General features: G+C 69.1%; 16 protein-coding genes. 4 read left to right on the top strand and 12 right to left on the bottom strand.

What is annotated here, in order from left to right; all coding sequences use genetic code 11:
- Positions 1 to 238: 238 nt before the first annotated feature.
- The 7 genes from I1A62_RS40635 to I1A62_RS40605 form a co-directional block, all read right to left on the bottom strand.
- On the bottom strand, positions 239 to 1,903 hold the full coding sequence (locus tag I1A62_RS40635; RefSeq protein ID WP_219457880.1) for an ABC transporter permease: 1,665 nt from the start codon (positions 1,901 to 1,903) through the stop codon (positions 239 to 241).
- Positions 1,900 to 2,835: an ABC transporter ATP-binding protein gene (locus I1A62_RS40630; protein ID WP_219457879.1), complete on the bottom strand. Its 936-nt coding sequence runs from the start codon at positions 2,833 to 2,835 to the stop codon at positions 1,900 to 1,902. The genes I1A62_RS40635 and I1A62_RS40630 overlap by 4 nt, the downstream gene beginning before the upstream one ends.
- Positions 2,836 to 2,906: 71 nt before the next feature.
- Positions 2,907 to 3,593: a response regulator transcription factor gene (locus I1A62_RS40625; protein ID WP_124392283.1), complete on the bottom strand. Its 687-nt coding sequence runs from the start codon at positions 3,591 to 3,593 to the stop codon at positions 2,907 to 2,909.
- On the bottom strand, positions 3,590 to 4,930 hold the full coding sequence (locus I1A62_RS40620) for a GAF domain-containing sensor histidine kinase (RefSeq protein WP_124392282.1): 1,341 nt from the start codon (positions 4,928 to 4,930) through the stop codon (positions 3,590 to 3,592). Before I1A62_RS40620 ends, I1A62_RS40625 begins: the two co-directional genes overlap by 4 nt.
- A 4-nt stretch (positions 4,931 to 4,934) precedes the next feature.
- The gene (locus tag I1A62_RS40615; RefSeq protein WP_307720175.1) at positions 4,935 to 6,122 is read right to left on the bottom strand and encodes an iron-containing alcohol dehydrogenase; all 1,188 of its coding nucleotides are present in this window, start codon (positions 6,120 to 6,122) and stop codon (positions 4,935 to 4,937) included.
- Positions 6,123 to 6,253: 131 nt separating this feature from the next.
- Entirely contained in the window at positions 6,254 to 7,786 is a 1,533-nt protein-coding gene (locus I1A62_RS40610; RefSeq protein WP_219457877.1) for a VWA domain-containing protein, read from the bottom strand.
- Between the two features lie 2 nt (positions 7,787 to 7,788).
- Positions 7,789 to 8,895 (bottom strand): MoxR family ATPase, encoded by a 1,107-nt coding sequence (locus I1A62_RS40605; RefSeq protein WP_219457875.1) that lies wholly within the window; start codon positions 8,893 to 8,895, stop codon positions 7,789 to 7,791.
- On the opposite strand from I1A62_RS40605, the gene I1A62_RS46710 reads away from it, so the two are divergent.
- Positions 8,894 to 9,025 (top strand): hypothetical protein, encoded by a 132-nt coding sequence (locus I1A62_RS46710; RefSeq protein ID WP_257890666.1) that lies wholly within the window; start codon positions 8,894 to 8,896, stop codon positions 9,023 to 9,025. The genes I1A62_RS40605 and I1A62_RS46710 overlap by 2 nt on opposite strands.
- On the opposite strand, the gene mdo is transcribed toward I1A62_RS46710, so the two are convergent.
- Complete coding sequence (mdo, locus tag I1A62_RS40600) at positions 9,001 to 10,272, bottom strand: NDMA-dependent methanol dehydrogenase (protein ID WP_072948386.1); 1,272 nt, start codon at positions 10,270 to 10,272, stop codon at positions 9,001 to 9,003. The two genes, I1A62_RS46710 and mdo, sit on opposite strands and share 25 nt — an antisense overlap.
- Positions 10,273 to 10,594: 322 nt before the next feature.
- Here mdo and I1A62_RS40595 point away from each other — a divergent pair, with 322 nt between their 5' ends.
- Positions 10,595 to 11,650: a ferredoxin--NADP reductase gene (locus tag I1A62_RS40595; RefSeq protein WP_124392278.1), complete on the top strand. Its 1,056-nt coding sequence runs from the start codon at positions 10,595 to 10,597 to the stop codon at positions 11,648 to 11,650.
- 7 nt (positions 11,651 to 11,657) lie between these two features.
- On the opposite strand, the gene I1A62_RS40590 is transcribed toward I1A62_RS40595, so the two are convergent.
- Positions 11,658 to 12,254: a CHAP domain-containing protein gene (locus tag I1A62_RS40590; protein WP_219457873.1), complete on the bottom strand. Its 597-nt coding sequence runs from the start codon at positions 12,252 to 12,254 to the stop codon at positions 11,658 to 11,660.
- 25 nt (positions 12,255 to 12,279) lie between these two features.
- Positions 12,280 to 13,053: a DNA alkylation repair protein gene (locus I1A62_RS40585; protein ID WP_124392276.1), complete on the bottom strand. Its 774-nt coding sequence runs from the start codon at positions 13,051 to 13,053 to the stop codon at positions 12,280 to 12,282.
- A 116-nt stretch (positions 13,054 to 13,169) separates the two neighbouring features.
- On the opposite strand from I1A62_RS40585, the gene I1A62_RS40580 reads away from it, so the two are divergent.
- Positions 13,170 to 13,535 carry an SPW repeat protein gene (locus tag I1A62_RS40580; protein ID WP_192581860.1) on the top strand — a complete coding sequence of 122 codons (366 nt, stop codon included), beginning with the start codon at positions 13,170 to 13,172 and terminating at the stop codon, positions 13,533 to 13,535.
- Between the two features lie 86 nt (positions 13,536 to 13,621).
- A complete protein-coding gene (locus tag I1A62_RS40575; RefSeq protein WP_124392275.1) occupies positions 13,622 to 14,275 on the top strand; it encodes a TetR/AcrR family transcriptional regulator in 654 nt (217 codons plus the stop codon).
- Here the strand turns inward: I1A62_RS40575 and I1A62_RS40570 are convergent.
- A complete protein-coding gene (locus I1A62_RS40570; protein ID WP_124392274.1) occupies positions 14,263 to 15,036 on the bottom strand; it encodes a glutamate racemase in 774 nt (257 codons plus the stop codon). The genes I1A62_RS40575 and I1A62_RS40570 overlap by 13 nt on opposite strands.
- A gap of 32 nt (positions 15,037 to 15,068) precedes the next feature.
- Entirely contained in the window at positions 15,069 to 16,250 is a 1,182-nt protein-coding gene (locus I1A62_RS40565) for an NAD(P)/FAD-dependent oxidoreductase (protein WP_225858115.1), read from the bottom strand.
- Between the last annotated feature and the right edge of the window lie 34 nt (positions 16,251 to 16,284).

Below are 16,284 nucleotides of genomic sequence, written 5' to 3'. Positions count from 1 at the left end.
TGGCGTAAGCACCTACTGACCTACCAGGAGTTCACCCATTCCTCACCAGTCACACGCCGATCACCCCGAGTTTTCAGATGCGCTCTCAGTGGTGCCCGAGTTCGATGACGAGTGGGATGCCGGTGTCGAACCAATAGCGGTGGAGCGCTGTGATCTTGGCTCGGAAGGGTAGGCAAACGGAGCATCACGACGTACACCTTGCCGTGGCGCCGGATCGCAGATCCCCAACACCCGGTCGCTAGGAATTCGTGAGATCCCGCCGCCGGAACAGCGCCACTCCGGCAGCGCCGGCGGCGACAGCGATCGCCGCGAGCCAGATCAGCGGGGCGGCGGTGACTTCCACGGCGGGAAGGGCGGGGACGTGTGTGAACGGCGACAGGTCGCGGACCGTCTGCGGCAACCCGAGCAGCGATCCGAGGAATCCGAAGATCAGGCAGAGCGCGAGCACGCCCCAGGACAATCCGGCCGACCAGGCCGGGAAGCCGCCGAACGCCAGCACCGCCAACGCCGCGACCACACCGATCGCCGGCACGAAGACGAGGGCGGCCCCCGTGAGGCTCACGACCTTTCCCGGCACGTCCTCGGTCACGATACCGTACGCGAGGCCGGTCGCCGCCCCGGTCAGCGCCTGCAGGACGACGATGCCCACCGTGACGAGGCCGACGTGTGCCAGCATCCACCGCGGACGCGAGACCGCCGTCGCGAGAACGGGTTCGAGTCGCCCCGCCGCCTCCTCACCGCGCATTCGGAGCAGTGCTTGCACCGCGTAGCCGGCCACCGCGATCGCCATCATGCCGAAGATGGCGGCGAAGTAGGCGTCGACCATGTCGGTGGTGCCGCCACCGAGTTGTTCCATCATGTCGGCGACCTGCTCGCCCTCGCCGAGGAAGTCGTCGATCTGGTCTGCGATCGCGCCATACACCAGGGCGAGGACGGCGATCCCGAAAGCCCACCAGAACAGGATCATCCGTTGCATCCGCCACGCCGATCCGACCGCCGTCGGCAGTGAGCGGGACGCGCGGGCGGGACCCGGGCGGGTCGGCACGAGCCCCGAGCCGACGTCCCGGTGCTCGGTGAGGGCGAAGCCGACGGCGCCGACCGCGAGCGCGAACACGAGGGGCAATGCCAGCACCCACCAGGCGTTGTCGTCGAAGGGACGAACCTGCTCGGCCCAGCCGATCGGCGACAGCCACGTCGGCCAGCCACTCACCACCCGGGTGCCGCCGTCTGTCACCGTCCCCGTCATGTCACCCACCGCGCGCAATAGGAATGCCACGCCCAGAGCGGCCCCGGCGAGTCCGTTGGCGGTGCGGGCGCTGTCCGTCACCTGCGCGGTCACCGCGGCGATCGCCGCGAACGCGATGCCGGCACCCGCGACCGCCGCACCGAGCGCCACCGACCCGTCGAGTGGCAAACCCGCTGCCACCAGCAGGGCGACGTTGAGCAACGCCAGGACCAGGTTGGCGCCGACCGCGACCACCAGCGCGGCGGTGAGCAGCGCCTTCCGGCCGACCACGGCGGCCTCGACGAGTTCGGCGCGGCCGGTCTCCTCGTTCTGACGGGTGTGCCGCACCACCAGCAGGGTGGTCATCAGGCACGCCGCCAGCGACATCGGCATGACGATCTGACAGGCGAGCACGGCACCGGCGCTGTACCCCGACACGAGACCGTTCGTGGCGAGCGCGACCGGCGACGCCGCAGTGGCCATCGCGAAGCTGCGCAGGTCGGGCTCCGTGGGATACAGGCCGAGCACACTCGACGCCGAGAACGCCTGCAACGCAGCGAGAGCGAGCAGCCACACCGGCAGCTGGATGCGGTCGCGGCGCAGGGCCAGGCGCACGAGCCGAGGGGTGCCCGCGTAGCGGCCGCGGCCGGTGGTCTCCCGCGCCGTCACCGTGCTCATCGTGCCTGCGTCCCGGATTCGGCCCGCCGGTGGTTCTCGCCCTCCCGGGCCAGTTCGTCGCCGTAGTGGCGCAGGAACAGCTCTTCCAGTGTCGGGGGCGTCGACGTGAGCGACGCAACCCCGAACGACAGAAGGTGGCGCAGCACGCCCTCGATCGCACTGGTGTCCACCTCGCATCGGGTGTGCAGGCCGTCGACCCGCACGTCGTGCACGCCCTCGACGGCGTCCAGCCCGGTCACCGGCTGCTGTGTCTCGACGGTGATCGACGTGCGCGTGAGGTGCCGCAGTTCCGCGAGCGTGCCGGTCTCCACGGTGCGGCCCTCGCGGATGATGCTCACCCGGTCGCACAGCGCCTCGACCTCGGCGAGGATGTGACTCGACAGCAGGACGGTCTTCCCCGCGTCCGACATCTCCTCGACGCAGTCCTGGAACACGGACTCCATCAGCGGATCCAGCCCGGATGTGGGTTCGTCGAGCACGTACAGTTCGACGTCCGACGCGAACGCAGCCACCAGCGCGACCTTCTGCCGGTTGCCCTTCGAGTACGTGCGCGCCTTCTTCGTCGGATCGAGTTCGAACCGCTCGAGCAGTTCCGCGCGCCGGGGCTCGTCCAGCCCGCCGCGCAACCCCGCGAGGAGGTCGATGGCCTCGCCGCCGGTGAGGTTGGGCCACAGGTTCACGTCACCGGGTACGTAGGCGAGCCGCCGGTGCAGCGACACCGAGTCGTGCCACGGGTCGCCGCCCAGGAGGGTGGCGGTGCCCGAGTCCGCGCGCAGCAGCCCGAGCAGTACCCGGATGGTCGTCGACTTGCCGGACCCGTTGGGTCCGAGGAATCCGTGCACCTGCCCCGTTCCCACCTCGAGGTCGAGGCCGTCGAGTGCGCGGGTCGGCCCGAACGTCTTGACGAGATTCTCCACCGAGATCGCAGCCATGGTGGGGACGCTACGCCGGTTCGCGGGTGGTCACGACGGGTTTCCGCGGTCGGAGCCGCGGTGCGGCCGGATCAGATCAGGCCGAGCTTGCCCGCCTCGTAGACGGCCTCGGCGCGCCGGCCGACGTCGAGTTTGCGCATGATGTTGCTGACGTGGAATTTCACCGTCGTGGCCGAGATGAACAGCCGCTCTCCGATTTTGGCGTTCGACAACCCCTTGGCGAGGAGTTGCAGGACCTCGAGTTCGCGCTCGGTGAGCCCTTCGCGTGGGGTCGTCTGACCGTTGAGCGAGCGGATCACCGCGGAGGCGCTGCGGGAGTCGAAGGCGCTCTCGCCGCGGGACACGGCACGGATGGCGCGCACCAGTTCGGTGGTGTCGACGTCCTTGACCACGTATCCGCGGGCGCCGGCGTGAATGGCGCGGACGACGAGTTGTTCGTCGAGGAACGTGGTGAGCACGAGCAACCCCATCGTGCCGTCCGCGGCGGACAGCTGCGCGCACAGTGCCAGCCCCTCGTAATCGGAGGCCGCCGACAGTTTCAGGTCCATCAGCACGACGTCCGGCGCGACGTCACGGACGACGGCCAGCGCCTCCTGACTGGACGAGGCCTCGCCGACCACCTCGAGATCCGGTTCCCGCTCGAGGACGGAGCGCAGACCCTGCCGGAGTATCGCGTGGTCGTCGACGAGCACGAGCTTCACCACCGACGTGGGGCGGGCGGACCCGGTCTCGTCACGCACCGAGGTTCGTAGGGTCATCGGTCCACCTCACTGTCGGAATGTAACGGAATGCGGGCAGCCACCCGGACTCCGCCGATCCTGGCCCGCGCCACGTCGAGTGTGCCGCCCAACTCCACTGCCCGGGCCTGCATGTTCGCCAACCCGCGGTGGCGCCCGTCGAGGTCGTTGTTCGCCGCCATCCGCAGCATCAGGCGCATCCGCTTCGGATCTCCGTTACCGTCGTCGGCCACGGACAGCAGCACCGAATCGGCCGAGTACGTGAGCCGCAGGACGGCGCGCGTCGCGTTGGCGTGGACGGCCGCGTTGAACAGCGCCTCGCCGGCGATCCTCAGCAGCGCGTGTTCCCGTTCGCCGGACAGCTCGGCGGGGGTGCCGCCGACGCGGACGGTGACCGCGAGTTCGTCGGGCATGTGCACCACCCCGAGTTGTTCGAGCATCTCCGGCAGCGACGTCCGGTCGGAACCGCCGGAGTGGTTGAGCGCGTAGATGGCCGAACGCAACTGCTCCACAGCGCGGCGCGTCAATTCCTTTGCGAGATCGAGCCTCTCGCTGCGTTCCTCGTCCGGAACACCACTTCGGCACACCTCGATCTGCATGCCCGCCGACAGCACGGCCTGGGTGACGCTGTCGTGGAGTTCGCGGGCGATCCGGTGCCGTTCCTCGTCGAGCACCTGGTGCCGGTGGGCCGCCCCGAGTTGCCGCTGAGTGGCTTCGAGTTCGGCATTGCGCACCGCGAGGTCGGACGCGGTTCGGCGGGCCTCCGAGTACGCGTGCTCGGCCCGTTCGAGCAGCAACTGGCCGCGTTGGTACAGCGCCGAATTCTGCAGTGCCACGGCGGTCTGACTCGCCAGGATGCTGAGGACCGCGCCGTCGGTGGTGTCGAGTGTGCGGTGCTCGGCCGTCCAGGCCGCGAACGCTCCCACGACGCCACCCTCGAGGACGATCGGCACGAACGCGTGGTGCGTGTCGATGACGGGAGCGCCCCCGGTGCGCGCGGACCGGATGTCGGCCAGGCAGGTCACCACCTCGTCCGGCAGCGGTGGGCCCTCGACGTTGTCGACGAGAAACGGCGTCGCGTCCGGTCCCAGCACCAGCCGGCGCGGGCCCGCGTCGGGCAGCATGCCGTCGGCGAGGGCGAACGCGACCCATTGCGCGTCCAGGTGCGCCCGGGCCGCCTCGGCGACCGCGCAGATGAGCGTCTCGGGGCCCTCCACCGTGCGGACGAGGGCACGCGAGATGAGTTCCAGTGCGTGGACGACACGTTCGAGACGTTCCGCGGCACCCCGGTATTGGGGGTAGAACGTGGGTTTGCCGGACCGCAGTCCGGTGAGCGTCGACAGGTCCGGGGCGTTCATGCGCTCACAGCGCCGTCCGGAACAGCGCCACCATCTGTTCGTGCGTCGCCGTGCGCGGGTTGGTGGACATGCACGCGTCGCGGAGCGCGAACTCGGCCAGACGTGACAGGTCGGTCTCGCGAACCCCCAGCTGTCCCAAACCTTTCGGAACCCCGACCTCTCTGGCGAGACGTTCCACCCGGTCGGCCACGGCCAGGGCGGCCTCCTCGGGTGTTCCGCGGCGCTCCTCGAGACCGAGGGCGGCGGCGATGGCGACGAACGGTGTGGCGTCGTCGGTGGCGTTGAACCGGATCACGTGTGGGAGAAGGATGCCGTTGATGACTCCGTGCGGCAGGTCGAGCAGTCCCCCGACCTGATGGCTCATCGCGTGCGCGGCACCGAGGATGGCGTTGGTGAACGCGAGGCCGGCCTCGAGGCTCGCCTGCGCCATGACGGCCCGCGACTCCATCTCCATCGGCTCCTCGATGGTGCGGACGAGGGTGTCGGTGACCAGCCCGACTGCGCGGAGCGCGTGGTGGTCGGTGAGCGGATTGTGGGCCAGCGACACGAACGCTTCGATGCCGTGGGTGAGGGCGTCGAGTCCGGTCGCGGCGTTGAGCCATTCCGGCATGGTCGTGAGCAGCCGGGGGTCGATCACCGTGACGTCCGGCACGAGCGCGCGGCCGATGATCGTGATCTTGGTGCCCCGCCTCGTGTCGGTGACGATGCAGAACTGCGACACGTCGGCGCCGGTGCCCGACGTCGACGGCACCATCACCAGCGGCGGGATCGGACTGGTCGCCTGGTCAACGCCCTCGTAGTCGAGGATGTTGCCCCCGTTTGCGGCGAGCACCGCGACGCCCTTCGTCGCGTCGATGACCGAGCCGCCGCCCAGCGCGACGAGAACGTCGCATTCGCCCTCGCGGTACGCGTCGTGTCCGGCCGCGATCTCGTGGTCCTTGGGGTTGGGCGTCAACGCACTCCACACGACGGGGGTGAGGCCCTGTTCGCGGAGCTGATCCTCGAGTTCCGACGCCCAGCCCGCTTCGATCAGCCCCGGATCGGTGACGAGCATCGGCCGTGCCCCGCCGAGGCGGAGGACCGCATGTGCGGCCTCGACCATCGACCCGATACCGAACACGATCTCGGGTGCGTGGAACTTCACCAGCCTGCCGGGGGCGGTGGTGCGGGTGGACGGATAGGACACGGACAAGTCGACACTCCTCCCGACACCTGCGCTCATGTGATCCAGATTACAGAACCTTGGCCTCGACCCTACGGCCCGGGAGAGGGCTTCACACCCACCGAAGGACAGGCACGGTACCTACCCGATCGGGTAGGTACTCACCGCAGCGCGTGCCCCAGCTCGGCGGCGCGGGACATCAGCTGGGCGGGATCGCGTGCGACGACGACGCGGTCACAGATCTCCGCGTACTCCGGCATCGCGCACGACGCCTGGTTCCAGTACCGCTCGGGTTCCGGCGTGATCCAGGCCAGCCGGTGCACCTTGCGTCGCAGTTCGGCGAACTCGTCGACGCCCGGCGGGAGGCCGTTGCACCGCCCGTCGCCGACGACGATCACCGACGTGCGGGTGTTCACGTCGGTGCCGAACTCGGTCAGAACGTCGGTGAACACCCGGCCGTAGTCGCTGCTCGCCTCCAGATCGATGCGGGGGTCGGCGAGCACCGAGGCGAGCGCGTCGTCGTCGGTGCCGGCGAGGAGGGTGTCCGTGACGTCGACGGGCCGGTCGACGAACGCCAGCACCTGACAGCGGCTCGCCCGGCGGTGCATGGCCTGCGCCAGCCGGAGCGTGAATGCGGTGACGGGGCGCACCGACAGCGACACGTCCGCGAGAATCAGCACCCGCACCCGGTCCGGGCGCGGCGCCTTCACCATGAGGTGGAACGGGACGCCCTCGGTCCGCAGGCTCGCGCGCACGGTGCGGCGCATGTCGAGGCGGCCTCGGGCCAGTTCGCGCGGACGGGGACGCGAAGGCCCGCGCATCCGCCGAAGCACCTCGTAGCACGCCTGATTCACCTCGGCGCGAGACGTCGCCGCCACCGGACCGCTCGCGGTCGCTGCAGGTAGCGGTCCCGACGAGAGGTCGCGGGCGTCCGCCAGCGCGCCGACGAACGCCTCCACCGCCTCCGCGAGCCGGTTCAGCTGGGCCGCAGTGAGGGGCTCGGCCCCGCCGGAATCGGCGTAGACCTTGCTCGGGTCGTAGGCGTCGAGCCACGCGAGGATCGACTCCGGATCGTCCCAGGACAGCGATCCGACGACGGCTCCGCTCGTCGACGACGCCAGATCACCGACGGCTGTGCTCGCCGCCCGCTCGACCTCGACGGTGTACGTGACACCGCGTCGCCCGGACTCGGCTTCCGAATCGACGGACAGGTCGGCGTCGCTCGACGTCATGCTGACGTCGTCGTCGTCCTTGTGGGGGTTGAACCCCTTCTCCGCCTCGGGGGTGTCGAAGTGGTCGCCGACCTCGGCGGCGCGCTCGTTGTACTCCGCGTACCGGGCGGTCGCCGCGTTGTCCGCCACCTCCAGCGCGGACGGCAGGCCCTCGGCGAACTCGGCCCGGGACGGCGGCCGCGCGCCGGGGGCAGCGTCGGCGACCGCCCCGAAGAACACGTCGAAGGCGCGGTCGAAACCCTGCTGCTCGTACGTGTACTTCGCGCACACCGCGCGCAGCGACGCCCGCAGCGTGGCGGGGTCCCGGCCCCCGACCAGCCCGAAGACCCGGCGAACCTCGATGACCTCGGCGGGAGACGCGGCGACGCCGTAGCGGCGCAACACCTTTCCGAACGACGCCGCGAGCACGTCGAGGAGTTGCGTGGGAAGGGACGGGGAGGGATCGGGCGCCGGGTGGAGCATCGTCAGCGCCTGCCCTGGCGGCCCGCGCCGATGCCGCCGCGGTCGCGACCACCGCGTCCGCGGAACACGGCGGTGGTCGTGTTGGCCGGCCGCGATGCGACCGTCACCCGTTCCGCCGGCCCCGCCGGAGTGGTGCCCTCGTCGTCCGGCGGGAGCGGCTGTTCGCCGGCCAGCCGGGTGCGGGCCAGTTCGACGTCGCTGGTGTACTTGAGCAGGGCGGTGAGCAGGATGTCCCGGACCGCGATCTGCGCACTCACGGCCACCCCCGTCGACTTCAGGACCACCGCCGCACGGGCCGCGTCGATGACTTCCGCGATGGACGGACTCTTGCGGAGCGGCAACTCCCGCAGCGTGCGCGCCAGATCCACCACGTCCGCCGCGACGGCGTCCTCGACCTCGGGGGCCCTGGCCGTCACGATGTCCCGCTCACGCTGAGGCGTCGGATAGCCGAGGTGGTAGTGCAGGCAGCGACGCTTGAGTGCCGGCGACAGTTCGCGAGTGTCGTTGGACGTCAGGATCACCCACGGCGCCGAACGGGCGGTGAACGTCCCCACTTCGGGAATGGTGATCTGCCCCTCGGCGAGAACCTCGAGGAGCAACGCCTCCATCGACTCCTCGGTGCGGTCCACCTCGTCGACGAGCAGCACCACCGGTTCCGGCGACAGGATCGCCTCGAGCAGGGGGCGCACCGACAGGAAGTGCTCCGAGTACAGCCCGAAATCCTGGGCTGCCAGGAATTTCGACGCGTCGGCGATGTCGTCGTACGCGGCCAGCTTCTCCCCGATGCGGTCGCGCAGCATCTGCACGTGCAGAAGCTGTTTCGCGTAGTCCCACTCGTACAGCGCCCGGTTGTCGTCGAGACCTTCGTAGCACTGCAGCCGGACGAGCGTGCGCCCCGACGCCTCGGCCAGCGACTTCGCCAGCTCCGTCTTGCCGACACCGGCAGGCCCCTCCAGCAGCAGCGGGCGTTCGAGCGCGGTCGCCAGGTGGACGACCACCGCGAACTCGTCGTCGGCGATGTAGTCGACCTCGCGCAGCGCCTCCTTCAGTTCCGCGCTGTCGGCGAAGCGGACGTCCTCCGGTTCCGGGGCTGTGTGCGGTGCAGTCATGATCGGGGCATCCGTCCTTCGTCAGCAGGGTGGTGGTGGGAACGCATCCGGGGCGGGGCCGGGCTGGGGTGAGGCGCCCGCCCCGGACGCGAGTGTGCAGGTCGGTCAGTACGCGCTGTTGATCGCGTGATCGACCACGGGGATCATCGACTCGACCGTCACCTCGCGCGGGTTGCCCGGTGTGCACCAGTCGCCCTGGATGTGCTCGGAGATGGCGCGCACGGTCTTCTCGTCACCGCGGATGGTGTCGCCGCGACCCTCGTACTTCTTCGTGTTCATCTGGTTCTTCTCGTACGAGTCGGTGCGCACCTGACCGAAGTTGTCGGGAATGCCGACGTCCTTCGCCAGGCGGATGGCGGCCTCGACCGCCGCGTCCGCAGCCTGCACCGTCGTGAGGTTGCGGGTGTCGACGCCGAGCGCGCCGGCCAGCTGGGCGTAGCGCTCGTACCGCGACGGCAGGTTGTACTCCCAGACGCGGGGCAGGGCGATCGCGTTGTTCAGTCCGTGGTGGCTGTCGAAGAACGCGCTGACCGCGTGCGAGATGGAGTGCACGATGCCGAGGCCGCCGGAGTTGAAGGCCTGCCCGGCGATGTACTGCGCGTTCATCATTCCCTCGCGGGCCTTCAGGTTGCGCGGCTCGAACACGGCCTCCCGCAGGTTCTTCGCGACGAGTTCCACCGAGTACAGGGCGTTCCCGAGCGAAGGCGCGAAGTCGAGACGCGACACGTACGGCTCACTGCCGTGCGCGAGGACGTCGAATCCGCAGTACGCGGTGAAATGCTGGGGGCAGGTGTAGTAGAGCAGCGGGTCGTCGATCGCGAGGGTCACGATGGTCGCCTCGTCGAATCCCACCCACTTGTGCGGGTTGTTCATGTCCGACGTGTCGGTGATGACGTACGCCCACGAGGTCTCCGAACCCGTACCGGCCGTGGTGGATACGGCGATGTGGGGCGGGTTCTCCTTGTTGGTGGACTTCGCGAATCCCTCGAACTCGTTGATGTTGCGGCCGTCGTGCGCGACCACGACGCGGGCGCCCTTGGCGGCGTCGTGACTCGAACCGCCGCCGACGGAGATGATCGAGTCGCACTTCTCCTTCTGGTAGAGCGCCGCCGCCTCCATGACGTTGTAGTCCTTGGGGTTGGACTCGACCTTGTCGTAGAGCACGACCTCGACGCCCTGGTACTCGATCTTGCCGACCAGTTCCTCGATGATGCCCGAGCCGCGCAGGCCGGTGGTCATGAGCAGGGTCCTCTTGAATCCGAGATTCTTCGCCTCGACGCCGATGATGTCGTGGGCGCCCACTCCCATCAGTGCCCGCGGGAACGGGTGGAATTCCTTGATGGGGAAGTCCCAGATCTGGTTGAGCTCGATGGCCATGGCCGTCTCCTCGATTAGTCGATGTCGGATCTGAAGCGTTGGGGAAGGGGACGCAATGTGATGTGATCGGCGTCTCACCTGGAAACCACTGTGACCTAGTTCGGGCCCCGGTTACAGACCTGCGGGCCCGAACCGTCCGACCGCGGCGGACAAACCGGCCGATCGGGCAGGTGCGGCCGGGCCGAGCCGGACAGGTGGGCACTCGGTAGGCTGTCCACTCCGCACGGAGTGGACAGCTAGGCAAAAACTAGAACCTGTTCTACTCTTGGGACAGGCAAGCGAGCGTTCCGGCGCTGCGAAGTACGGAAGGACTGCACACACGATGACGACTGTCGAGGTGCCGCACAGCTCACGATCGGTGGTGCTCACCGTGTCGGGCGTGGTCGAGGAAACCCCCGATTCCCGGTCACTGGTCTTCGACGTCCCGGCCGACCTCGCAGGCAAGTTCGCCTACAAGCCGGGCCAGTTCCTCACCCTGCGCATCCCCAGCGACCGCACGGGCTCGGTCGCCCGCTGCTACTCGCTGGCCAGCTCGCCGTTCACCGACGGCGCCCCCAAGGTGACCGTCAAGCGGACGGCCGACGGCTATGGGTCCAACTGGCTCTGCGACAACGTCGCCGTCGGCGACACCCTTGAGGTCCTCCCCCCGTCGGGTGTGTTCACCCCCAAGTCACTGGACCACGACTTCCTGCTGTTCGCGGCGGGCAGCGGCATCACCCCGGTGATCTCGATCCTCAAGTCCGCCCTCACCGAGGGGTCCGGCAAGGTCGTCCTCTTCTACGCGAACCGCGACGAGAAGTCGGTCATCTTCGCGGAGGAACTGCGCACACTCGCGAGCCGGTACCCGTCCCGGCTCGTGTCCATCCACTGGCTCGAGACGGTCCAGGGACTGCCCGGCGTCGACCAGCTCGCCTCCGCCGTCGCCCCCTACCTCGGGCACGAGGCATTCATGTGCGGTCCGGCGCCGTTCATGGACACCATCCACAAGGCCCTCGCCGACGCCGGGATGCCGCGCACCCAGGTGCACGCCGAGGTGTTCAACTCGCTGGCCGGCGACCCGTTCCGGGACGCCGACGTCGTGGAGGTCACCGAGGACGAGGCCGCCGACGCCGCCACCGTGGAGGTCGAACTCGACGGCGAGATCCACAACCTGAGCTGGCCCCGCAAGCAGACCCTCGTCGACATCATGCTGGCCGAGGGAATCGACGTGCCCTACTCCTGCCAGGAAGGCGAATGCGGGTCGTGCGCGTGCACCGTGCTCGAGGGCAAGGTCGAGATGGAGAACAGCGAAATCCTCGACCCCGAAGACATCGAGAGCGGCTACATCCTGGGCTGCCAGGCCCGGCCGGTCACCGACCACCTCAAGATCGAATTCTGAAGACCGCTCACCCAAGCCGGCCGAAGCCGACGACGGCGGAGTCGCTCGCCCAGTCCACCGTGTGCACGCGGATCCGGCCGAACTCGTTGCCGCCGACCGTCGTAGCGGTGTCGCCGTCGACGGCGACGACGATGTTGGTGTGCTGGCCGACCCAACTGCTGTTGTCGTAGAGCACCACGTCCCCGACGGCCGGGCGGTACCCGCCGCCGACCTCCTGGAACCGCGACTGCGACTGGTAGTACTCCTGCAACGTGTAGACACCCGGAATCCGCCAGTGCCCGGAATTCGGATTCGACAGCGGCAGGCCCGCTTCCCGCATGATCCAGCTGACGAAGTCCGCGCACCAGGGCTCCTCGACCCCTTCGGAGTAGAACGTCCCCGGTCGCTGCGTGCCGTGTTCGGCGTCGAGCAGCCCGACGATTCTCGCCTGCTGCGGTGACAGCGCGGTCGTGTCGACGGCCGGGAATTCGGCGGTGTCCCACGGCAGGTAGCGGTCCGGGGCCAGCCACAGCACCCCGCCCGCTACGACGGCGATCACCGCGACCACCGCGCCGAGGATCAGCCCCACACGTCGGCGACGGCGGGTGGGCGCGGGAGCAGTCATGCCACCGAATGTAGCGGGAATCCGGTCAGCGCATCGCGCGATAGCCCGCACGCTCCTCGGCGGTGAGATGCTCGCACGCGTACGTCAGGGCCGTGCGCCCCATCGCCGCGGCGTTCCGGTCGAGGAAGCCGGTCAGCAGGGCGCGGTCGACCCGCTTGCCGACCTCCCGCAGCATCCAACCCGTCGCTTTCTGGGTGAGGTCGCGGCGATCACCGAGGACGGACTCCGCGACCTCGAGCGTCGTGGACGCGTCACCCCGCCGAATGAAGCCGAACGTGGTGAGCAGCGCGACGCGCCGCCGCCAGAGGTCGTCGTCCGCGGCCAACTTGTACACCAGGTCCCGCGGCCGGTCGAACAGCCACCCGCCCAGGATCCGCTCGGCGGACGCGTCCACCAGATCCCAGTTGTTGACCCGGCCCCGCATCACCAGGTCGAGGTAGAACGACGCGATCTTCTCGCCGAGGGCGTCGTCGCCCGCCTTCCCCGACCTGTCGAACTGCGCGACGAGCACCAGCAGCCCCGCCAATCGGTGCTCGTGCACCGGGCTGTCGAGCAGTACCTCCACCTCCGGCAGGTCCAGATCGGCGTGCGCCCGGACCACGCTGCGCGTCCGGGGAACCCGCACGCCGATGAAGACGTCGCCCTCCCCGTACTCCCCCGGTCCGGTCTTGAAGAACCGTGCCAGAGCGACGGCGTCGGCCTCGTCCGACACCTCGTCGAGAGCGCGCTTCACGTCGTCTGCGGTGGAAGTCACGAAGGCACTGTCCCACACGTCACCGACAGCGCGAGCGAAGATCACGAAACATGCTCCGACCTGCGGTTCGCGTTATCCGAATGCAACGGGTGAAGTATTGATCGGGCGGTCAATCAGGCGTGTACTCGAGGTGGACACAATCCATTTCGAGGAGGCCGGACATGAGATCGTGGAGTCGTATGCAAGATGTGGTGGCGATCGTGATCGGAGCCTTCGCGGCACTCTCGCCGTTATGGCTCGACACCAACAACGCCGCGATGTGGTCACTCATCGTCCTCGGTGTACTCGTGGCCCTCTCCGGTCTCGTCCATATGGCCCGCCCGGAGATGACTGCGGCCGAGTACGCGATGGCCGTCTTCGGAGTGCTGCTGTTCATCGCCCCGTGGGTGATGAACTTCGACGCATTCACGGGCGCGTCGTGGACCGCATGGGTCGTCGGTGTCCTGGCAGTCGTCGTGGCTGTCACGGGGTTGCCGATGATGAGTTCCCGGATGCACGGACACGGAGGGCTGGCAACACATCACTGATCTGTGAATCACAGCACCGAGAACATCGATTCGGGCGGGGCGCAGGCTTACGGCCTGCGCCCCGCCGTTCACGTCGGGAAAGGCCCATGCCAGTACCCCATCTCGGAAAGCCCGGTGGCCCCCAACCGCGGAAAGGCAGGCGACGGCGCAGCGCGAAGATCGACGGCGACGCCCGGGAGTTGATCCTCGACGCCGCCGAATCCCTCATCGCCGTACACGGATTCGATGCCACGTCCACCGCATCGATCGCCTCTGCCGCACACGTCCCGAAAGGACTGGTGTTCTACTACTTTCCTTCCAAGACCGACATCCTCCTGGCACTGCTGTCCGAGCGACTGCCGACCGAACCCTTCGGCGACGTAGGACCCCTGGTGACTCCGGGCGACCCCGCCGCCAGCCTCGTCAACCTCGACGCCGCACTGAATCTGCGCGATCACCACTCATCGGTGATGCGGGTGATCATCTGGCGCGAGGCCGAGACCCACCCGGACGTCCGCGCCCACCTGAGACGGTTCCGCGACTACCTCAGCGACATCACCGAGCGACTGCTGCAGGCCAGTTCGCCGTACCCCGTGCAACCCGGGACGCTCCGGGCGTGCGCGACGGCGTGGGTGGCCGCGATGTTCTCCGTCGCGGGCAACGACCGCCTGCACGACCTCGACGACCTGCCGCGACAGCACGGCGAGGAACTCGGCAACGTCGCACGGGTGGTGGCGGCCGGGATGGTTCAGCTCGGCTGAGATCTTCCCGCGGCCAGCAGCTGACCGGCGGGGAACGCCTCCGCGCTCGCGGGCAGCCATCCGGGCCTGCCGCTGAGGAACACCTCGACGGTGCCCTCCCCCGTGCTCGGCCGGTTCAGCGCGTCGATGCGGCGCAGCGTCTGCGCCGCCACCGCCTCGGCGCTGTCGAACAACCGCACCCCCGCGGGCAGCTGCGCCGCGATCTCGTCGGCCATCAACGGATAGTGGGTGCAGCCCAGCACCACCCCGCCGACGTCGCCGGGCGTCCGCTCCACGGCGGACGCGATGGCAGCGATCGCCGCCTCCCGCTCACCCCGGTCGATGGCCTCCGCGAGACCGTGGCACGCCACCCCCACCACCGAACTGCCGTTCCCGAACTTCTCGATCAGATCGGCCTGATACCGGCTCGCCGTCGTCGCCGCCGTCGCCCAGACGGCCACCGACTCAAACGCGGCGGCGGCCGGCTTGATCGCCGGAACCGTCCCGACGACCGGAACCTGCGGTCCGACGAACTCCCGGACGTGGTCGAGCGCGGTGACGCTCGCCGTGTTGCACGGCAGCACGATCACCTCGGCGCCGCGGTCGACGCTGCGCTGCGCGGTCGCGAGAACACGGTCGATCACCCACTGCTCCGGCTTGGGACCCCACGGGGCCCCGTCCGGATCCAGCGCGAGGATCAGATCCAGTTCGGGTCGCAACTTGCGCAGCCACGCCGCCGTCGGCAGCATGCCGAGACCCGAGTCGATGAGCGCAACAATCACCCGGAGAATCTATCGCGCCCCCGCCCCGGGTCCTACGCCGACGCGGCCTCGAGGACCTCACCGATCGGAGTTCCCGCCGCGATCTTGGCCCGCATCTTCATGACACCGCCCGCCATCCCGCCGCCGACGACACCGGCCAGGATGCCGTCCCGCTCGTAGTAGGCGAGGAACTTGCGGCCGTCGTCCTTGATCACGTGCACCTCGTCGGTGGCCGCCACCGTGCCCAGGGCCTGAATCTTGATGTCGTACTGATCGCTCCAGAAATAGGGCACCTGAGCTGCGGCGTTCTCGTCGCCGGTGCCGGTCAGCGCCCCGGCGAGGATCTTCGCCTGCTCCCCGGCGTTGCTCCAGTGCTCGACGCGCTTGCGGCCGCCCACCTGCAGCTGCCACGCGGCCACGTCGCCGACCGCCCACACGTGCGGGACCGCCGTGCGTCCGACGCCGTCGCACACCACACCGTTGTCCAGCTCGACACCCGAGCCGTCCAGCCACGCGGTGACCGGGACCGAGCCGACCCCGATCGCCACGACGTCGACGTCCACCTCGCTTCCGTCACCGAGGACGGCCCCGGTGACCCGGTCGGTGCCCACCAGTGAGGTGAGCCCGACACCGGCGCGCAGGTCGACTCCCTCGTTTGTGTGCAGCCGGGCGACGAGCCCCCCGATCTTTTCCCCGAGCACGGACGCGAGCGGCGTCGGCTGCGGCTCGACCAGCACCACGTCGAGCCCGCCGGCTCGCATGCTCGCCGCCAGTTCGCAGCCGATGAACCCCGCCCCGACGATCAGTGCCCGCCTGCCCTCGGCGAGGTCCGCGCGCAACGCCAGGCTCTCGTCGATGGACCGGAGAACGTGGACGCCCGCGAGGTCCGGCAGTCCCGGGATCCTCCGCGGCACGAGACCGGTGGCGATGACGAGTTCGTCGTAGCCGAGTTCGCTGCCGTCGGCGAGTCTCAGGGTGCGGGATTCGGTGTCCACCGAGGCGGCCTCGACCCCCAGCCGCAGTTCGATGTTCTTCTCGTCGAAGAACTCACGCGGCTTGAGCGTGGTGTCGCTCTTCTCCCCGCGCATCACTTCCTTCGACAGCGGCGGGCGGTCGTAGGGAAGGTGCGGTTCACCTCCGAGAAGAATCAGGTCATCCTCGTATCCGGCACGCCGGAGTTCCTCCGCGGTGCGCAGGCCCGACAGGCCCGCCCCGACGATCACAATTTTCTGCACGCCAACACATTAGGCGCTGCGCGCCCCGTGAGTA

Source organism: Rhodococcus sp. USK10 (assembly GCF_019378875.1).
Classification (GTDB): Bacteria; Actinomycetota; Actinomycetes; order Mycobacteriales; family Mycobacteriaceae; genus Rhodococcus_F; species Rhodococcus_F pseudokoreensis.
Note: the sequence above shows the minus strand (reverse complement) of the source record. Positions and strands in the feature narration are given on the sequence as shown.

Excerpts from the sequence above, each read along its gene's own strand:
- I1A62_RS40625 (WP_124392283.1), bottom strand. The coding sequence starts at position 3,593 with ATGACCCTACGAACCTCGGTGCGTGACGAGACCGGGTCCGCCCGCCCC.
- I1A62_RS40610 (WP_219457877.1), bottom strand. The coding sequence starts at position 7,786 with ATGCTCCACCCGGCGCCCGATCCCTCCCCGTCCCTTCCCACGCAACTC.
- I1A62_RS40595 (WP_124392278.1), top strand. The coding sequence starts at position 10,595 with ATGACGACTGTCGAGGTGCCGCACAGCTCACGATCGGTGGTGCTCACC.
- I1A62_RS40575 (WP_124392275.1), top strand. The coding sequence starts at position 13,622 with ATGCCAGTACCCCATCTCGGAAAGCCCGGTGGCCCCCAACCGCGGAAA.
- I1A62_RS40590 (WP_219457873.1), bottom strand. The coding sequence starts at position 12,254 with ATGACTGCTCCCGCGCCCACCCGCCGTCGCCGACGTGTGGGGCTGATC.
- I1A62_RS40605 (WP_219457875.1), bottom strand. The coding sequence starts at position 8,895 with ATGACTGCACCGCACACAGCCCCGGAACCGGAGGACGTCCGCTTCGCC.
- mdo (WP_072948386.1), bottom strand. The coding sequence starts at position 10,272 with ATGGCCATCGAGCTCAACCAGATCTGGGACTTCCCCATCAAGGAATTC.
- I1A62_RS40620 (WP_124392282.1), bottom strand. The coding sequence starts at position 4,930 with ATGAACGCCCCGGACCTGTCGACGCTCACCGGACTGCGGTCCGGCAAA.
- I1A62_RS40630 (WP_219457879.1), bottom strand. The coding sequence starts at position 2,835 with ATGGCTGCGATCTCGGTGGAGAATCTCGTCAAGACGTTCGGGCCGACC.
- I1A62_RS46710 (WP_257890666.1), top strand. The coding sequence starts at position 8,894 with ATGATCGGGGCATCCGTCCTTCGTCAGCAGGGTGGTGGTGGGAACGCA.
- I1A62_RS40635 (WP_219457880.1), bottom strand. The coding sequence starts at position 1,903 with ATGAGCACGGTGACGGCGCGGGAGACCACCGGCCGCGGCCGCTACGCG.
- I1A62_RS40580 (WP_192581860.1), top strand. The coding sequence starts at position 13,170 with ATGAGATCGTGGAGTCGTATGCAAGATGTGGTGGCGATCGTGATCGGA.